Source organism: Methylobacterium sp. 2A, assembly GCF_009806555.1.
In the GTDB taxonomy this organism is placed as follows: domain Bacteria; phylum Pseudomonadota; class Alphaproteobacteria; order Rhizobiales; family Beijerinckiaceae; genus Methylobacterium.
Map to the genome: position 1 here is coordinate 1 of NZ_VUOK01000019.1, position 19,061 is coordinate 19,061.

Consider the following 19,061-nt stretch of genomic DNA (forward strand, 5'->3'; position numbering starts at 1 on the left):
CCCACCAGCCTACCCGCCACGCCCGCTTCGTCACCTCACACCCTCGACAACCCGTCAAAATTGGCCAAAGTCGAGCTTAGTCACCGTCCGGTGCGAAGCAGATCAAAGCGGGTCCGCGGGAACTCTGCGGTGGCTCGACCGACAAACATCGCGCGCAGCAGCCGACGCACTCGCTGCCCCTAGAAATCGCGGTCAACGACATCAAGGATTTGATGAGGAACGCGTCGACAAACTTCGGCTACCAGCACATGATTTGTGCGCGCGCCGGACGTTCGTCGGCAGGCGCGGGTATCGGGATTGCCCCGGATTGGTGGACGATCAGGGGACTTGGCTGAGCCGGGGTTCTTTAGCTGGTTCTGACCCGGCGTCCTGTTCGTAGACGGCGGGCGAGCGGTATCCGAGCGCCGAGTGACGGCGCAGCGGGTTGTGGAAGGCCTCGATGTAGCTGAAGATCGCCATGCGCGCCTCCGCCTGCGAGCGGAAGCGGCGGCGGGCCAGTAGTTCGCATTCGAGGGTCGAGAAGAAGCTCTCGACCAGGGCGTTGTCGTAGGCCTCACCGACCAAGCCCATCGCAGGGTTCTGCCCCATAGGCGCTAAGATAGTCGTTTTCTGTTGTAATGGATGGCCTGTCGTCGCTTACGTTTTGGGTTGGCGATGCGCGCGTGCAGATCGGCGGAGGCTGTCGTGAGCTGGCACAGGCCGATGGCTGGCGCGATCGCCGATCGGATAGCCTCCAGCGCCAGCCGTAGACCCGCCACAGCGACGGGCTCGCGCCCGCCGCCTCAAGCGCCGGGGGAAAAACGTCCAGGACATCCCGGCTCAGATCTTCGGTCAGCAGGGCGACCACCAGCAGCCCGTAGAGCCAGCAACGGGTCCCGGCCTCGGTCCGGGTCCGGATCTCGTCGACCCGGATCAGGGATTTCAGCCGCTTGAACGCCCGTTCGATCTGCCAGCGCAGGCGATAGACCGCCAGCACCTCGGGGTCGGGGAAGGCCTCGGCCGGCAGCGTGGTCGCCAGGATGATCCACTCCGCCGCGATCAGGCTGCGCGGATCGAGCGCATGCTGGCGGCGGCTGGTGTTGCGGCGCAGCGCCTTGGGGGCGGCCGCGATGGCCTCCGGCGTCTTGCGCTGCGCGATCAGGCGGATCGGGATCGGAGCCTGCCCTCGGCCGGGATCGGCCTGGACCACGACGGCGCGGATGGTGCCCGCCTCGGGGGGCGGATCCTGCGTCAGCCAAGCGATGAGGTCGAACGCGTCGCCGGCCGGCGTGGTCAGGCGGACCGACGACCAGCGCATCCGGACGATGAAGTCGCACCCCGCGTCGCCCTCCATGTCGCCCTCCTGCGCACCAGCCTCCCGCAGGAAGCGCTGCCAGGCTCGGGCGGCGGCATAGCCGCGGTCGGCGATGCGGATCTCACCCGCGGCCGGCTGCGCGCGGTCCAGGCTCTCCCCGCCGTGCCGGTCGGTGACCTGCAGGCTCGTGAACCGGCCCAGGGCCAGATCGAACACGCCGTGGATCCGCCAGTCGGTGCCGGAACTGGCCGGCCCGCTCAGGCTGGTGCTGTCGGCCACGCGCAGGACCCGGCCGTGCCAGCACGGCACCGGGCCGATCCGGCGCAGGAGCTGCTGGCTCAGGGCCTCGAGGAACGGCCCGGTCCGGTGCAGGCGCTGGCTCAGCGCCTCGTCGGTCAGCGCAGCGATGCCGTGCGCGCCGGCCCAGGCGGCCACGTGCTGCATTGAGGGGCCGCACGCCCAGGCCAGGGCCAAGCGCAGCAGATCGGTGCCGGAGCGGATCCCCCGCGGGCGCTGGAACGCCTTGGTCTGCCGGGCCAGGGCCTCGATGTCGAGGTCGGGCGGCAGGCGCGCGAGCAGGTCGGGGAACGCATCGGAGCGATGGGAAGCGGCGACCAGCATCGCACCGGTGAGTCACAACCCACACCCACCTGTCCAGGCTAACTTAGTGCTTATGGGGGCGCACACCCGCCTCCCGGCAGTGGTTCCCGAGGGCCAGCGACGTGTACTGCAAGCCTTGGTCTGAGTGATGGATCACGTCGCGCGGCTTGCGCTGCGTGACGGCCATCTCCAGGGCGTCCAGCACCAATTCCGCGCGCAGCTGGTTGGCCATCGCCCATCCCACGAGCCGCCGGCTGAAGGCGTCGAATACGACGGCGAGATAGAGGAAGCCGGCCGCCGTCGGTACGTAGGTGATGTCCGCGACCCAGAGCCGGTTCGGCGCCTCGGTCGCGAAGTCACGATCGACGAGGTCAGGGGCGGGCCGCGCCTCCGGATCGCGCCGGGTCGTGATGGGGCCGCCGCGCCGATGGCTGGCCCCAACGAGGCCAGCCGCGCGCATCAGACGGGCGACGCGCTTTCGAGAATGCCGCCCCCCTGCTCGTGCAGGTCGGCGCGGACGCGCGGCGCGCCGTAGGTCTCATGCGAGCCGAGATGCACGGTGCGGATGCGCTTCAACAGCGCGGCGTCCGCCAGCACCCGCGCCGAGGGTTCCCGGCTGGCCCAAGCTGAGTCGCCAGCCTTCGACACGCCGAGCACACGGGCCATGGCAGCGATCGGGAAGTCGGCCTGGTTCGCGCTCATGAACCGGAAGACCCTGACGGCAGGACCCCGGTCTCCCGCGCGAACCAGACCGTCGCGCGAGATAGGATATTGCTGCACTGACCTTCGGTTCGCGCTCCAGCTTCAGCTGCCGGTTCTCACGCCTCAGCCGGACGAGTTCCGCGCGCTCGGTCGCCGTCAGATCGGGATGGACCGCTGGCGACTTGGCCTCTCGATGGCCCTCACCGCGGTCAGCCTCCGCGACCCAGTTCTGGATGGTCTGGCGCGAGGGCTCGAACTCGCGGGCCAAATCAGTCGGATCGCGCCCGGTGCGGACCAGATCGACCATCTGCCGATGGAACTCGGCCGGGTATGCGGGGCGGGTCTTGGGCATCGGACAAACACCTCACGCGAAAGCGTTCTCGGTGTCCACCCAACTGGGGCAATCCTAATCCCCACTCGATCCATCTAGCCTTCGTCGGCAACGTCCGTGATGTGGTCGGCCTGTCCCTAGCGCCGCCGTATCTAGGAGCCTGTCCGAGTAATGGGGCTTGCAGCCGGGATTGAGATTGCGAGACCGGAGCCGCTGAGGGCTGATCAGCTGGCTCAGCGGTCGGCCTGTGCCAGCTTGAGGAGGTTGTGAGCGGTGCAGATTATCGCCCACTCGCTCCGGACCTGATCGAGGCCGCGGAGCAGGAACTGTCGGAAGCCTCGGGCCTGCTTGATCTGCCCGAACACCGGCTCGACCACCTGCTTCCTGAGGCGATAGCGGCTGCGGCGGCCAGCTCGTTTCAGGCGGGCGGCCATCGCGCTCATCAAGGGCATCCTGGTCAGCCTCCGGCGGCCGGCCGCGTTCGCCTCGCCGTGTCGCGCCCGGCCCGGAGCAAGGTAGCCCGTGATGCCTCGCTCCTGCAGCGCGGCGAGGTTCGCCTCGTTGGCAAAGCCGGCATCGCCCGAGACCTCCCGCGGCTTCTCGCCCGAGATGAGCCCGGACCCCGTCCACAAGCGGCACAAGCGCGCGGTAGTCGGTCGCGTTGGTCACGAGGCGGTGCGCGACGATCACCTGATGGGCTGCGTCGACCGCGATCTGGCCGTTGTATCCCTGCACGAAGCCGTCACGCGTGGGCAGGATCCGGCTGTCCGGGTCGGTGAAGTTGCGCTGCGCCCGGTCGGGCGGACCGCCATCCTCGCCGCGCAGTGGCCGCCCCTGCCAACGCATGCCCGACGAGGCGCCCGGCCCGCTCTCGTCCTCGGGATCGGGCGGATCAGCCGCCTCCGCCTCAAGCGCGGCCTTGGCGGCGCGGATCGCTTCCAGCCGCCGCTGCTTGTCGGCCATCCAGTCCGGCGTCTCGTCGCCGCGCCGGTCCACGCCATGAGTCCGATCCTCGGCCGCGTCAGCCTCGTGCGCGCGGTCCAACCAGGCTTGGACCTCAGCGGTCAGGGCCGGCTCGGCCGTCTTCATCCGCCCATAGCTCATCGCTTTGTGGCGGGAGGCGTTCGCCTTCAGCTTGGTCCCGTCCACCGCCACGTGGGCAAACGCGACCTGACCGGCCGCCCGACACAGGCGCAGCACCTGCACGAACAGATCCGACAGGGCCACGAGGTGGCGCTTGCGGAAGTCGGCGATGGTGCGGAAGTCCGGACGGTTCAGGCCGGTGACGGCCATGACATCGACCCGCTCCTCACAGGCCCGGGCGAGTTGGCGCGAGGAGTACAGGCCGCGGCTGTAGCCGTAGAGCAGGAGCGCCACCATCATGCCCGGATGGTAGGGCGGGTATCCGCGCTCCTCTTTGTAGGTGTCGAGAATGGCCGAGAGGTCGAGCGCCTCCCGCACCGTGTCGCGGACGAAGTGCGCCATGTGCCCGGGCGGCACGAACTCGTGCAGCGAGGACGGCAGCAGCCAGCCCTGATCAACATCCCACGCGCGAAACACCTTGGCCATGAGCCGAGTGAATCACCCCGCAGCCTCGCCGTCGAGACACTTACTCGGACAGGCTCCTAGGCGTGGTGGTGTGCGTGAACAATCCTTTCACAAGCTCGGGATGAGGAGCCCAAGATCTCGGTGCTGCTACACCACGTGGCAGGCGACGTGATGCCCCGGACCAATTAGGCGCAGCTGTGGAGTTTCCGTCAGGCAACGCGGCATCGCCTGGCGACAGCGCGCTTTGAACCTACACCCATCACCCGAGGCCGAAGTGCGGTGCAGATCCCACGCCCCGTCGGCCGGGGGCGGTGAGGCCGTTCCACTCCGCTGGCGCCCGAGAGAGGGGGAGGAGGCAAACAGCAGGCGTGTGTAGGGATGCGTGGGCGACAGCCAGAACGTGCGGCGCTCGGCGGTCTCGACGATCCGGCCGCCATACATGACCGACACCCGGTCCGACATGTGCTCGACCACCGACAGATCATGGCTGATGAACAGCAGGGCGATGCCGCGGCGATCCTGCAGATCGGCGAGCAGGTTCAGGATCTGGGCCTGCACCGAGACGTCGAGAGCCGAAACCGGCTCGTCGCACAGGATCAGCTCCGGCTCCACCGCCAGAGCGCGGGCGATGCCGATGCGCTGGCGCTGCCCTCCGGAGAAGGCGCGGGGATAGCGTGCGGCGGCCTCGGGCGGCAGCCCGACATCGCCGAGGATTCGCGCGACCCGGCTCGGCCGATCGGCCGCGGAACCGATCCCGTGGGTCTGCAGCGCCTCGGCGATCGACCGGCCGACGAGCCAGCGTGGATCCAGCGCTGCACCGTTATCCTGGAATACCATCTGGAGCCGATGCCGCTCGCGCCGGATCGCGCGCCGCGACATCCGGGTCAGGTCCACTCCGTTCAAATGGATCGAGCCCCGGCTCGGCGCGATCAGGCCCATGATGGCGCGGCTCAGGGTGGACTTCCCGCAGCCCGATTCACCGACGAGGCCGTGGGTCTCCCCGGAATGGATCGTTAGCGTCACGCCATCGACGGCGCGCACGGTGCCCTGAGTGCTCGCGAAGTCGACTGCGAGGTCGGTCACCGCGAGCAGCGGGACCGCCGCGGCGTCAGGGGACGGACCGAGCCGGTTCCGGCTGTTGGACATGGAGCGTCTTCCAATGGTGACAGGCGACGCGCCCGGCCGCCTTGCCGGTGCGATCGACCGGATCGGGAACCGGAGGGAGGTCGTGGCAGAGGCCCGTCGCGTGCGGACAGCGCGGCCCGAAACTGCAACCCGGTCCGAGGCCGCCGGGGGCCGGCACCTGGCCGGGGATCTCAGCCAGACGTCGCGGACCACTTCCGCCAGAGGGCCGGGCCGCTACGAGTCCGCGCGTGTAGGGGTGGAGAGGGGCGGCAAACAGCGCCTCCACCGACCGGCTCTCGACCGCGTGGCCGGCATACATGACCAGGATCCGGTCGGCGTACCGGCGGACCAGTTCGAGGTCGTGGCTGATCAGGAGCACCGCCAGGCCGGTCTCCCGACGCAGATCGTCGATCAAGCCGAGTATCTCGGCCTGCACCGTCGCGTCGAGGGCCGTGGTCGGTTCGTCGGCGATCAGGAGGGCCGGCGAGCAGGCCAGCGCCATCGCGATCACGACCCGCTGCCGCATGCCACCCGAGAGCTGGTGCGGATATCCGGCAAAGACGCGTTCGGGGTCTGGGATTCGCACCTGCGCGAGCAGGGCGAGAGCCCTGGCCCGGGCCTCCGATCGCGTCACGCGTTCGTGGGCGCGCAGGGTTTCGACGATCTGTGCGCCGATCCTCAGGACGGGATTGAGGGCCGTCATCGACTCCTGGAAGATCATGGCGGCCCGGCCGCCGCGCAGGCGCCTCAGGGCTTCGCCGCGCAACCGCAGGACATTGCGGCCCTCGAGGCCGACGCGCCCCTCCGCCCGGATGCCTTGCGGCAAGAGGCCGATCAGCGAAAAGGCCGTCAACGACTTGCCGCAGCCCGATTCCCCGACGATCGCCAGCGTCTCCCCCGCGGCGAGCGAGAACTCGAGGGCGTGCACCGTGCGGATGTCCCGGCCCCCGTCCCGAATCCAGATCGACAGGCCTTCCACCGCGAGGATCGGCGGCGCATCGCAGCGGCGTGAAGGTTCAAGCTCAATCGGCATGCGATCCTGGAATAAACATCATGGCGACCGGCGGATGTCCGGAAGATAATATTTATCGGCGTCTATGCTTATGCCGCAGCCCATCGGGCAAGAGGTGTGGCCGATCTCATGATCGAGTCGTGTCATAACCGCATCGAACAAGAATTTGTGCCCAAAATTCGGTTCGTTTATGAACTTTAATCCTTTAATTTGCGGCAACAAAGTTTGTAATGTTTCGTTGACGAGCCGAAAGATGCCGATCTATACGTTAGATCGTCAAATCGATCGGAACAGTTCTCGTGAGTATACAAGCGAAGAGCTTGGCGCGACATGTGCCGAAGGCCTCATTGGCGGACGAGATCGCTCAGGCCCTGAGACGGCAGACGGTGTCGTTCCACGCGCTGCCGCTCAGCTTCGGTGGATCCCTGCGTGGGTCTGCCCTCAAGGGCGCGTATCAGGAGATCCTGGGGACGCAGTGGCGCGGCGATCTGACGGTCGGTGCCCCCTATGTGGATAGTTTCTTCTTCCCGAAGGGCTCGATCGCGCATGCGGAAGCCCGGGCGGCGAGTGTCTTCGGGGCCGATGCGACCCTGTTTCTCACCGCGGGGACGACGCTGGCCAACCAGATCGCGGTTGAATCCCTGGCTTCGAACGGGACGCGCGTCCTGATCGACAAGGCGACGCATCAATCGATCCATTTCTCGCTCGATCGGCTGCGTGCGCGGGTCGACTACATCGAATCCCGCCTCCTGTGTCTCGATTCCGAGAGGACATCCTTTGCGCTGATCGATGTGCTGTCCAAGGTCGAGGCGGCCGAGAAGGAGGGCGACCCCTACCGGTTGCTGATCCTCAACGGCCAGTCCTACGACGGGGTGATCTACAATATCTCGACCATCCTTAGGGCCCTGTCGGAATTCGCTCCGTCGCTCCGCAACATCATCGTGGATGAGGCGTGGGGATCCTGGAGCTATCTCGATCACGAACTCCGACAATCGACCGCGATCTACGCGGCCCGGTTGCCGGACCTCGCCGGCCGATACAACATCATCGCCACGCAATCCGCGCATAAATCGTTGAGCGCCCTGCGTCAGGGCTCCCTGATCCATGCCGTGGGGGATGGCGGCCTCGGCGCACTGGTTCGTGCGGCCCGCTACAAGCATCACACGACATCGCCGAACTTCGCCATCCTGGCCTCCCTCGATCTGGCGTGCGCGCAGGCCGAGACCGAGGGGGTGCGGCTGGTCGAGCGCGCCATCCGCCTCGCATCCGAACTCCGCGATCGGATCGCTCACGATCCGCTCCTCGACGCGTACTTCGTAAACGAGACCCCGAGCGTCGAAGGATTGTTTCAAATCGATCCGAGCAAGATATCTCTCAACGTGAGCGCGCTCACGATCTCGCCGGCAGAGATACGAGATGTCTTGTACAGGGAGTTCGATATCTACATCAATCGGACGACGGTGACGTCGCTGCTGTTGAACTTCCATATCGGAATTAACGAGGATGACCTCGACCGTCTGTCCGAAGCCTTGAGGGCAATCCAGAAGCGGTATCAGACGCTTCCCGATCGGAAGCGCTACGCCACCGGGTTCGTCATCCCCTATCCACCCGGGGTGCCTCTGATGGTGCCGGGCGACGAGATCCGGCCGTCGACCCTGCGGCGGCTGCACGCGCTCCAGGCCTCCGGCATCAACCTGTTCACCATGGATCCCTCGGAGCCCCTGCCGCGATGATCCCGCTCGATCGTCTTCGACAGGTCGCTGCGGCCCGCGGCGAATACCCGGCCCTCGTCACGCCGGATACGGTGCTGACGTGGCACGCCTTCGCGGCCCGGGTCGAGCAGGTCGCGCATGTCCTCGCGGGCACCCTGCGGGAGCGGGAGGCGCGGACCGTCTGCAGCATCGCACCGAATTCCCCCGATCTGATGGCGGCGTTCGGGGCGGCCGCGACCCTGAAGCTGACCCATTTCGGTCTGGACTACAGTCTTTCGGAAGAAGCTCTCCGCCATCTGATCGACGAGACCGACGTCGATGCCCTGATCGTGTCCGCGGGTTTTCTGGCCGAGCGCCACATCGACGTGTGGAAACTGGCCAACGGGCGGCCGGTGATCGATATCGAGGGGCGGTTGCACGGCGCGTTTCATCTGTCCGACACCGACACGGCCGATACGGGTCCTTCCACAGGCGCCTTGCCGTCCGCGCCGGCGCGGGCCTTCCGCGCCGTCGCGTTCACCTCGGGCACCACGGGCCGGCCGAAGCCGGTCATACGCACGGCCTCCTTCGACACCCGGCGCTTCGACTACTTCGCCACCCGCTACGGCTTCTCCGCGTCGGATCGGCACCTCGTGACGATTCCGCTGTACCACGCGGCCGGGAACGGCTGGGCGCGCCTGTTCCTCAACCTGGGCGCCACCGTGGTCCTGGCCCCCCCGGACGATCCGGCGACCCTGGTCGATCTGATCCGGAGGGAAGCGGTGACCACGAGCGCGATGACGCCGCCGGTCCTGTCGGGTCTCCTGCGCCAGATCGCGGAGAGCGGCACGCAGATCGGACCGCACCGGCTCCGGTTCGTCCTCGTGGGCGGCAAGCATTTCCCGGTCGGCCTGAAGCAGGAGGCCATCACGGTCCTGGGGCCGGTCGTCCACGAATATTACGGCACGACCGAGACTGGCGTGAACACCATCGCGGAACCGGCGGACCTGCTCACCCATCCCGACAGCGTCGGCCGCGCGTATGATGGCAACCGGATCGCCATCGTCGACGGGCAGTCGAAGGCCCTGCCGCCGGGCCTCGTCGGATCGGTGGCCATCGCGAGCTACATGAACATGGACGGGTATCTTCAGGCGCCGAGCCGGAAGATCCTGCTGCAGGGCGAGCGCTATCTCGTCACCTCCGAGGTCGGGCATCTCGACGAGGCCGGGCGCCTCTACGTGCACAATCGGGCGACGGCGGGGGAGACCTTTGACGTCTATGCCCTGGAGAACCTGATCCGGGCCATTCCCGGGATCGACGATGTCGCGCTCAATGTCCGCGCCGCGGGGCGCGAGAAGGCAGTCGACATCGCGGTCTCGCTGCGTCGGACCTCGACCTGGACGAGCCGCTCGCTCGAAGAGCACGTCCGCCACCTGCTCAAGGCGGAGAGCGTGCGGGTCGAGCGCTTCGCGCTGTTGGACGCCATCCCCTACAGCCCGTCCGGCAAGGTCCGCCACGCCGATCTCGAACGGGCCCTGGCCTCGGTCGAGCCGGCGGTCCGGCGCGGGGTCCCGCGGACCCCGGCTTCGGGGCCGGTGCAGACCTCGCTCCTGACGGGCGCGCTGCTGCTGACCTTCACGACCCTGTCGTGGGGCGGCATGTTCCCGGTCGCCAAGTCGGCCCTGGAGGCTATGGACGGCTTTTATCTCACCCTGTTCCGGTACGGATTCGCCTCCGCGGTGCTGCTGGCGCTGCTCGTCCTGACGGAGGGGTGGGGTGCCCTCGCGCTGGAGGGGCGCGGCAAGCGCCTGTTCCTGCTCGGGGCCTCGGGCTTCGCGGGCTTCAGCATCCTGGCCTTCCTGGGACTCGCGCATTCGACCCCCGAGCACGGGGCCATCATCATGGCCCTGATGCCGCTGATCACCGCCGTGCTGCTCTGGGTCCTGCGCGGCATCAGGCCCGCCGGGGTGACCTTCTGGTGCATCGCGGCCGCCCTGACCGGCGTCGTCATCGTGGTGACCAAGGGCGACGCGCGGGCGCTGTTCGGCGGGGCAATCCTGCCGGACCTCGTCATCCTGGCCGGGGCGACGTGCTGGGTGGCCTACACGATCGGCGCGCAAGCCTTCGCCGACTGGTCGCCGATCCGGTACACGGCCCTGACCGCCGCGCTCGGCACGGTCTCGATCGCGCTCGTCACCGTGGTGGCCACCGAACTCGGCTTCAGCACCGCTCCGAGCGCCGCGCAGGTCTGGAGCGTCGTTCCGGAGATCCTGTACCTCGTGGTGATCGCGGCCGTCCTGGCGGTCTTCACCTGGAACGTCGGCATCGCGCGCCTCGGACCACTCAACGGCGTTCTGTTCATCAATCTCGTGCCGGTGACGGCTTTCGTGATCGGTGCGGCGCGCGGCAATCCGGCCTCCGCGATCGAGTTGGCGGGGGCCGCCCTCACCATCGCCGCCCTGGTCGCCAACAACCTGAATGCCCGGGGCGTCTTCAAGGCCTGGCCGCAGCCGCGCCAGGAGCCCCGTCATGAGCCCCGCCAAGTCCGCCGGGCCTTCGCCGACTGACCGAGCCACCACCGGAGATCAGAACCATGTCGACCCACGAACGAACCGCGCCCCAGACCCTTCTCGGCTTCGCCGACGCGCCGACGCATCCGAGCGCGCTCGCCAGCGCCGCGCTGGTGCTGATCGACATCCAGGACGAGTATGTCGGCGGTTCCCTGCCGCTGTCCGGGGTCGAGGACGCTGTCGCCGAGGCCAGGACCCTTCTCGACGCCGCCCGGGCCGCGGGGACCCCGGTGTTCCACATCGTGCATCACGGCAAGCCCGGCGGCCGCCTGTTCGACCCGGAGGGCCCCCACGCCGCGATCGTCCCAGCTTTGCGGCCGGCCGAGGGCGAGGCGATCATCGCGAAGAGCCTGCCGAACAGCTTCGCCAAGACCGATCTCCACGATCGGATCACGGCGACCGGGCGCAAGGAACTGATCGTCGCCGGGTTTCAGACGCATCTCTGCGTGAGCGCGACGGTCCGCGCGGCCCTCGATCTCGGCTACCGCACCACGCTGGTCGAGGCTGCAACCGCGACGCGGGACCTGCCCGACCCCCTCGGCGGCGTTCTGGCCGCCGACGCAATCCACCGGGCGACGATCGCGGCCCTCGCCGACCGGTTCGCCATCGTCGTGCGCCGGACCGAGCAACTCGCCGCCTGACATGGCAGCTTGACCTGGCAGCCGCGCGCTTCGAGGCGGCAGGCAGGCCCTGCGCGGCGAGGCGCGCCCTCTCCACAGAGATCGGACACACCCATGGACCGCCGCCAAATCCTGGCTCTCCTGGCCGGGCTCGCACCGATCCCTCTGACATCGGCGGCCCGGGCCGCCGGCGACGGGGCGCGGGAACTCCGGCTCGGTGTCGTCACGGCGCCCAATTCCCTGGACCCGCACTTCTACCAGTCGCCCACGAACAATCAGACCCTGAAGCAGATCTTCGATCCGCTGGTGGTCGAGAATCTCGAAGGCCGGATCAGGCCCTGGCTCGCCGAAACTTGGCGGCCGATCGACGACGTCACCTGGGAATTCAAGCTCCGGCCGGGCATCCGCTTCCACGACGGGACGCCGCTCGAGCCCGAGGACGTCGCGTTCTCGATCGCGCGGATCCCGGCGGTGCCCAACAGCCCGGGCTCGTTCATCCCGTTCGTGCGCAACATCGCGGACGTGATCGTCGTCGACCGCACGACGTTCCGGTTCCGCAGCAAGACGCCGAACCCGTTCCTCGACCGCGATTTTACCTCGGTGCTGATCCTGTCGCGCAAGATCCACGCGAATGCCGCGACGGCCGATTTCACCTCCGGCCGGTACGCCATCGGCACCGGTGCGTTCCGCTATGCCGGCTTCACGGTCGGCCAGCAGCTGGATCTGGTCCGCAATCCCGACTTCTGGGGCGCGCCGACGCCCTGGAGCCGCGTGCGGGCGCGCTTCATCGCGGATCCGGGCAGCCGCGTGGCCGGCCTGCTCGCCGGCGACCTCGACCTGATCGATGCGGTGCCGATCCAGGATGTCGCGCATCTGGCCGCCGGCCCCGGGACGGCGGTCTTCAGCGCCGCCAGCGCCACCACGGCCTACCTGTTCCCGGACTCGACGCGCGATCAATCGCCCTTCGTGACCGACCGCCAGGGCGCGCCGCTGCCGCGCAATCCGTTCCGGGATCCGCGCGTCCGGCGGGCCCTGTCGCTGGCGATCAACCGGGCCGGCATCGTCAACCAGCTCCTGGCCGGACAGGGCATCCCGGCCGACCAGTTCGCGCCGCCGCCAGCCGCCGATCGCCTGCCGGGCCGGCCGCCCCTGCCGTACGATCCCGCCGGCGCGAAGCGGCTGCTGGCCGAGGCCGGCTATCCTGAGGGATTCGGCCTGACGATCCACGGACCCAGCGGCTTCTTCGCGGGCGACAGCGCCGTCCTGCAGGCGATCGCGCAGGGTCTGTCGCGCGTCGGGATCGAGACCCGCGTCGACACGCTGCCGCCGGCAACCTTCTTTGGCCGCGCGACGAACCGGGATTTCTCCCTGTTCCTGACGACCTACGCCGCGACGAGCAGCGTCGACTTCCTCCGCCAAGTGGTCCTGACCAAGGATCCCGATCGGGGCACCGGTCCGTTCAACCGGCAGCTTTACTCGAACCCGCGCCTCGACGAGAACGGCCTCGCGGCGCTGACCGAGATGGAACCCAGCCGCCGCCTGAGCCTGACGCACGCGGCCCTGACCGAACTTGAGAGCGATCTCGGCATCGTCCCGGTCTTCTATCCGCGCTTCAACTGGGCCGGGCGCCGGTCCCACGTGACGTTCGAGCCGGGCAACCCGTTCGGGCACACCAACGCGCTCTTCGCGAAACCCGTTTGAACGGGTCTCGCGCGAGCCGCCCCGGTTTCACGACCCAGACAGGATCGTCCATGCCCGCCTTCGCCGAATACGCCGACCACGATGCGGTCGGACTAGCCGAGCGCATCCGCCGCCGGGCGGTCTCCGCCGCTGAGGTCGTGGAGGCGGCCCTGGCGCGGATCGCCGCGGTCAATCCGGCGATCAACGCGGTGGTCGATCTCTTCGCCGACGAGGCCCGCGCCGCGGCGGACGGACCCTTGTCTGACGGTCCCTTGGCCGGCGTCCCGTTCCTGCTGAAGGATCTCAACATCCAGTATGCGGGGCACCGCACCACCAACGGCAGCCGGTTCTGGTCGGAGCACAGGGCCGTCAAGGACTCCACCGTGATGGAGCGGTACCGCAGGGCGGGGCTGGTCACGCTCGGCTTCACCAACACCGCGGAACTGGGTCTCGCCTGCGAAACCGCGCCCGCCGCGCACGGGCCGACCCGGAATCCCTGGGCCCTGGCGCGCAGTGCGGGCGGCTCGTCCGGCGGGGCCGCGGCCGCCGTCGCGGCGGGCCTCGTGCCCGCCGCCCACGCGACCGATGGCGGCGGATCCATCCGCATCCCCGCCTCGAACTGCGGCGTGTTCGGGCTGAAGCCGACCCGGGGTCGAAACCCGTACGGGCCGGATCTGGGGGAGGGCTGGAACGGGCTCTCCGTCCACCATGCCATCACGCGCTCCGTCCGCGACAGCGCCGCCCTGCTCGACATCACGCACGGTCCCGCGCCCGGTGATCCCTACGCGGCGCCACCTTTCGAAGGCCGTTTCATCGACGCCGTCCGCGTGGATCCCCAACCCCTGCGCGTCGCGTTCCAGACCGTCGATCACGAGGGCCGGGCGATCGATCCGGCCTGCGCAGAGGCCGTCCGATCTGCCGCCGCCCTGCTCTCCGAGTTGGGGCATCGGGTCGAGGAAGCGCGGCCCAGGGCCGATGGCGGCGCGATGAAGTGGGCGACCCGCATCATCGTGGCGGCGAACGTCGCGAACGTGCTCCGCCTCCGCGCGGAGGCGCTCGGCCGTTCCCTCCGGGAGGACGATGTCGAGCCGATCACGTGGCTCTGGGCCGGGGAATCCCGGCGCTGGTCGAGCGACGACCTCGCCCGCGCGATCTGGACGATCCACGGGCTCGCGCGGGAGCTCGGACGCTTCTTCGAACGCTACGACGTGCTCCTGACCAGCACCTTCGCGGCACCGCCCCTGTTGCTCGGGACGGTGGACATGCAGTCGCGCGATCTCGACGCCTTCTACGAGGACCTCCGACGCTACAGCGCCTTCACCTCGCTCTACAATTGCACCGGCGTTCCGGCGGCGAGCGTTCCCTTCGCCTGGGAGGCGCGGGGGCCGATCGGCGTGCAGATCGCCGGCCGCTTCGGTGCGGATGCCACGGTGCTCGCGCTGTCCGCGCAGATCGAGCGCGCGCGGCCGTGGCAGCATCGCCGGCCGACGCCCCCAGCCTGAAGCGGGTCACCGACCGTGCTCGCCGATCCTCAAACTCCCGTGGATTCCAAAGGGATCATCCCTTTGGCGGGGTCTCGGGGCAGAGCCCCGAAGATCTTGGCCCCAACGCTTGGGCTTCGCCCGACACCAGGGCTCCGTCCTGGACCCGCAAAAGGTCGAAGTCCTTTTGAAACCATGACAAGCCCGCGGCATGATCCGGTCTTCATGACCGAACGATCATCGCTCACGAGACGATCGCAATCACGATGACCGTCTGGATCCCCGGCCGCCTGGTTCAAGCAGGCTGCGCGGTGATCGCGATGACGCTCATCGTCTTCGCCAGCCTGCATCTCATCGGGAACCCGATCGACCTTCTGCTCCCGCCCGATGCGGACGCGGCCGAGCGCGCGCGTATGATCGCGGCCTTCGGTCTCGACCGGCCGCTTGCGCTCCAGTACCTCGCGTTCGTCGAGCGCGTGCTCCACGGTGATTTCGGGCTGAGCTTCGTCTACGGCACGCCGGCCGTGGCGCTCGTCCTGTCGCGCCTGCCGGCTACGCTGGAACTCGCCGTCCTTGCGACGGCGCTGTCGATCGGCCTCGGGATCCCGCTCGGCCTCGCGGCGGCGCTTCGGCAGAGTTCGCCGGTCGGGCAAGCGCTCACGGGCTTGAGTACGCTGAGTTACAGCCTGCCGGCCTTCTGGACCGGCCTCCTCCTGATCCTCGTCTTCAGCGTCGTTCTCGGCTGGCTCCCGAGCACCGGACGGGGGCAGACGGTTGCTATGGCGGGCGGCGAGTGGTCGTTCGTGACGCTTGACGGGCTGCGCCACCTCTGCCTGCCGGTTCTCAACCTCGCGGTCTTCAAGACCGCCCTGATCCTGCGCCTGACGAAATCCGGAGCGCAAGGTACGCTCGTCGCCGATCACATCCGCTTTGCCCGCGCGCGGGGCCTCACGACGTGGCGGATCGTGTTCGTCCATATCCTCCGCACGATCCTCGTCCCCATCATCGCGGTGCTGGGTGTCGAATTCGGCGCCACGGTCGCCTTCTCGGTCGTGACAGAAAGCATCTTCGCATGGCCAGGGATGGGGAGCCTCTTCGTGGAGAGCCTGCACACGCTGGATCGGCCGGTGATCGTCGTCTACCTCGCCACCGTCGTCCTAATCTTCATCGTGTCCAACATGGCGGCCGACGTCCTGGTCCGGCTGGCCGATCCCCGCATCAGAACCGGTCCGCTATGATCCCGACCCTGCTTGGGCGCCGGGCGTCCGGCGATGGGGGCGGCTCAGCCGGGCGGTCGCGCTTCGCCTTCTGCGCGGCGATCGCTCTCCTAGGTCTCAGTCTGGCGGCCGTTGGAGCGCCCTGGATCGCGCCGCACGATCCCTACGACCTCGCCCGGATCGACATGCTGGACGGCCGGCTTCCACCGGGGTCCACCGGCGCTTCCGGACCGTACTGGCTCGGCACCGACGAGCAGGGGCGGGATCTTCTGTCCGCCATACTGTACGGTTTGCGCGTCAGCCTGGGCATCGGCATCGGCTCGGCCCTCGCCGCTGCCGTGCTCGGGACGGCCTTCGGCCTCTGTCTCGCGTGTGCCGGCCCTCGTCTGGCTCGTGTCCTGGCCCGCGCCGTCGACCTTCAATTGGCAGTCCCCTCGATCCTCCTCGCGATGATGATCATCGCGGTGCGGGGAAAGAGTGTCGTCAACGTCTTCTTCGCTCTGATCCTGGTCGAGTGGGCGTATTATGCGCGGGCCGCTTATGCCGCGGCCGTCGCTGAACTAGGCCGGCCCTATATCGAAGCGACGGAAGCGCTCGGGGTCGCGCCGTGGCGCATCGTCCTCCAGCACCTGCTCCCGAACTGCATGCCGCCTCTCACCGTGATCCTGACAGCGCAGATAGCCCGGGCAATCTCGCTCGAAGCGACGCTTAGCTTCCTGGGGGTCGGCGTTCCTATCACCGAGCCCTCGCTCGGACTCCTCATCGCGTCCGGAAGCCAAAGTTTCTTTTCCGGCCATTATTGGATGATCATTTTTCCTGGATTGTTCCTCGTGCTCCTCATCGTATCCCTGAATGTCATGGGCGACGAAATCTCGATCCGCATCGATGGATCGTTGCGATAGGCACGGGGTCGACACGCAATCACGACTCTCATCGGGCACACGCTCGCGAGCGTGAGCCAGATCCTTGAGACGTACCTGGGGTCATCTCAGAATGACCTGACCGGCTGGCTTTGGCCCGAGTTGATTGAGAGGATTAGGGTGTGAACCGAACCAAGGCATTGCGAGGTCTTTGGTTTTGTGATTCCAGGCAGCCGTTTTGCAGAGTGGAGGCTGCGATGGCGGACCTGTTCTGGCTCTCGGATGAGCAGTGGGCGGTGATGGCCCCGTTCATGCCCAAGGATCAGCCCGGACCGGAGCGGAAGGACGACCGGCAGATCATCTCCGGCATCCTGCACGTGCTCACCTCCGGCTGCCGCTGGCGCGATTGCCCCGCCGCCTACGGCCCGCGCACCACAGTCTACAACCGCTTCAACCGCTGGTCGCGGCGCGGTTTCTGGAAGGCGATGCTGGCGGCGCTGGCCAAATCCGGATGGGCCGGCGACGCAGCCGCCCTCGATAGCACCTATGTGCGGGCTCACCGCTCGGCCCACGGCGGCAAAGGGGGGCGAAAGCACAGGCCATCGGGTGCTCGCGCGGCGGCCAGACGACCAAGATCCACGCGCTCACCGATGTCCTCGGCCGCCCCGGCGTCCTGCTGCTGACACCCGGCAACGCCAGCGACGTGACGACCGCGCCTGCCGTGTTGGCCGAAGCGCCCGGCCGGATCCGGCGTCTGGCCGCAGACAAGGGCTACGACGCCGATTGGCTGCGTACCGATCTGCGGGCGCAGGGCATCACGCCGGTCATCCCGGGCAAGCGCGGCCGCAAGCGGAAGATCCGCCACGACAAACGCCGCTATCGCGAGCGCTGGCGGATCGAGGCCGCCTTCAATCGCCTCAAGGACTTCCGCCGGATCGCCACCCGCTACGACAAGCTCGCCCGCAACTACGCGTCAGCTCTCGCTCTAGCTGCCGTCATCGCCTTCTGGTGCTGATCGAGTCCAGACCCTAGCACTACTTTGGCAGATTGATTTCAGGGTGGCAGGTTGAGATCGGCGTCACAGTGCGGGCATCGCCGCGGTGGCGGCGGACTGAGGTGATCCAGGATGGCCTGCCGGATCGCCGGCATCGAGGGCTGGGGTGGTGGGCAGGCGATTCTTTTTTTTCCGCCCCGCCGCTGCCAGGCGCCGGGATTGGAGGAAGGCGTAGGCCATCATCGTCATCAGCGCGTGCCGATGCAGCCCGGTCCAGGATCGGCCCTCGAAGTGATCGAGGCCGAGTTCCTCCTTCATCTGCTGGTGGGCCTGCTCGCAGATCCATCGCGCCTTGATGGTTGCGGCCAGCTGCTTGAGGGTGGCCTCGGCCGGCAGGTTCGAGAGATAGTACTTGCGCTCGCCCGAGCCGCGCTCCTCGCGCACCAGCCAGACCTCGTCACCGGGCAGGTGCTGGTTGCCTTGTCCGCCGATCCTCTGGGTCGGGCCATCGGCCATCCGGACGCGCAGCGCGCAGAAGCGAGCCCGCAGCCGGCCCTTGGTGCCGCGCCGCCAGGTCACCGCCCGGCCGCTCATGTCCGCGAGGATCGTCTCCGCTGAGACCGAGACCTGATCCGGCACGTGACGCTTGCGCGGTCGCCCACGCCCCGCGACGGGGAAGATCAGCGTCACGTCGGCCGGGTAGACCTTGCTGCGTCCCGAGATCCCGACGGCCCAGCTCAGGCCACGCGCGCTCAGGGCCTGCCGGAACGGGGCGGATCCATATCCGGCATCGGCCAACACGCAGCCGAAGCGCACGCCGCCCGCCCGGACCCGGTCGATCTCCGCAACCGCGATCTTCAGCTTGGTGCGGGCCGCCCGCAGGCCCTCAGGTACGCCGGCCGAGACCATCCGATCCGGGTCGCGCGTCCAGGTCTCGGGTAGGAACAGCGCCAGACTGACCGCTACGGGGACCTCGCCGCGCGCCAGCGTGAGCGACACCAGCGTCTGGCAGTTGGCGGTCTTACCCAGCGTCGTGGCGTATTGCGGCGCCACCCCGACCGAGCGGTTGCCCTTCTTCGGCAAGGCGGCCTCATCCTGAGCTTGTCGAAGGATCGTCGACGACCAGGATCGCATCCATGCCGCCGACGAGGCGATCGGCCTCGCCGAGCAGCGCCCGCTGCAGCGGCGCCTCATCCCAGATCCCGGCCGCGATGAAGTGGTGGAGCCGGTCGTAAGGGATCCCCTCGGCCCGAGCCGCCATCGGCTGGACGCTCTTGCGATCACCGAGGCCGATCAACCCGGCCACATAGAGCAAGCCCAAGGACGGTCGTCCCCG

General features: G+C 68.3%; 12 protein-coding genes and 4 pseudogenes. 8 read left to right on the forward strand and 8 right to left on the reverse strand.

Features of this window, described 5'->3' with window-relative positions; translation table 11 throughout:
- Positions 1-318: 318 nt before the first annotated feature.
- The 7 genes and pseudogenes from FVE89_RS10040 to FVE89_RS10075 form a co-directional block, all read right to left on the reverse strand.
- Positions 319-576 (reverse strand): annotated as a pseudogene (locus FVE89_RS10040) (integrase core domain-containing protein); the annotation flags it as partial.
- Positions 554-1,915, reverse strand: coding sequence for an IS4 family transposase (locus FVE89_RS10045; RefSeq protein ID WP_160533898.1), 1,362 nt, complete (start codon positions 1,913-1,915; stop codon positions 554-556). The gene FVE89_RS10045 and the pseudogene FVE89_RS10040, both read right to left, overlap by 23 nt.
- Positions 1,916-1,958: 43 nt before the next feature.
- Positions 1,959-2,354, reverse strand: a complete 396-nt coding sequence (locus FVE89_RS10050; RefSeq protein ID WP_160533899.1) for a DDE-type integrase/transposase/recombinase — start codon at positions 2,352-2,354, stop codon at positions 1,959-1,961.
- Positions 2,354-2,596 carry an IS3 family transposase gene (locus tag FVE89_RS31055; RefSeq protein WP_246730608.1) on the reverse strand — a complete coding sequence of 81 codons (243 nt, stop codon included), beginning with the start codon at positions 2,594-2,596 and terminating at the stop codon, positions 2,354-2,356. The genes FVE89_RS10050 and FVE89_RS31055 overlap by 1 nt, the downstream gene beginning before the upstream one ends.
- A 564-nt stretch (positions 2,597-3,160) precedes the next feature.
- Positions 3,161-4,496, reverse strand: a pseudogene (locus tag FVE89_RS10065) (IS1182 family transposase).
- Between the two features lie 126 nt (positions 4,497-4,622).
- Positions 4,623-5,558, reverse strand: a complete 936-nt coding sequence (locus tag FVE89_RS10070) for an ABC transporter ATP-binding protein (protein WP_342389747.1) — start codon at positions 5,556-5,558, stop codon at positions 4,623-4,625.
- A 25-nt stretch (positions 5,559-5,583) separates the two neighbouring features.
- A complete protein-coding gene (locus FVE89_RS10075) occupies positions 5,584-6,633 on the reverse strand; it encodes an ABC transporter ATP-binding protein (RefSeq protein WP_160533903.1) in 1,050 nt (349 codons plus the stop codon).
- Positions 6,634-6,959: 326 nt separating this feature from the next.
- Here FVE89_RS10075 and FVE89_RS10080 point away from each other — a divergent pair, with 326 nt between their 5' ends.
- From FVE89_RS10080 to FVE89_RS10115, 8 genes and pseudogenes are all read left to right on the forward strand, one after another.
- Positions 6,960-8,345: an amino acid decarboxylase gene (locus tag FVE89_RS10080; protein ID WP_160533904.1), complete on the forward strand. Its 1,386-nt coding sequence runs from the start codon at positions 6,960-6,962 to the stop codon at positions 8,343-8,345.
- Entirely contained in the window at positions 8,342-10,870 is a 2,529-nt protein-coding gene (locus FVE89_RS30490; RefSeq protein ID WP_202130719.1) for an AMP-binding protein, read from the forward strand. Before FVE89_RS10080 ends, FVE89_RS30490 begins: the two co-directional genes overlap by 4 nt.
- Before the next feature lie 26 nt (positions 10,871-10,896).
- A complete protein-coding gene (locus tag FVE89_RS10090; protein ID WP_160533905.1) occupies positions 10,897-11,514 on the forward strand; it encodes a cysteine hydrolase family protein in 618 nt (205 codons plus the stop codon).
- A 93-nt stretch (positions 11,515-11,607) separates the two neighbouring features.
- Entirely contained in the window at positions 11,608-13,194 is a 1,587-nt protein-coding gene (locus tag FVE89_RS10095) for an ABC transporter substrate-binding protein (RefSeq protein ID WP_160533906.1), read from the forward strand.
- A gap of 50 nt (positions 13,195-13,244) precedes the next feature.
- Complete coding sequence (locus tag FVE89_RS10100; protein WP_160533907.1) at positions 13,245-14,675, forward strand: amidase; 1,431 nt, start codon at positions 13,245-13,247, stop codon at positions 14,673-14,675.
- A 245-nt stretch (positions 14,676-14,920) separates the two neighbouring features.
- Positions 14,921-15,892 (forward strand): ABC transporter permease, encoded by a 972-nt coding sequence (locus tag FVE89_RS10105; RefSeq protein ID WP_160533908.1) that lies wholly within the window; start codon positions 14,921-14,923, stop codon positions 15,890-15,892.
- Positions 15,889-16,773, forward strand: coding sequence for an ABC transporter permease (locus tag FVE89_RS10110; RefSeq protein ID WP_160533909.1), 885 nt, complete (start codon positions 15,889-15,891; stop codon positions 16,771-16,773). The genes FVE89_RS10105 and FVE89_RS10110 overlap by 4 nt, the downstream gene beginning before the upstream one ends.
- 269 nt (positions 16,774-17,042) lie before the next feature.
- Positions 17,043-17,746: pseudogene (locus FVE89_RS10115) on the forward strand (IS5 family transposase).
- A gap of 63 nt (positions 17,747-17,809) precedes the next feature.
- Here FVE89_RS10115 and FVE89_RS10120 read toward each other — a convergent pair.
- Positions 17,810-19,037: pseudogene (locus tag FVE89_RS10120) on the reverse strand (IS701 family transposase); the annotation flags it as partial.
- Positions 19,038-19,061 lie beyond the last annotated feature (24 nt).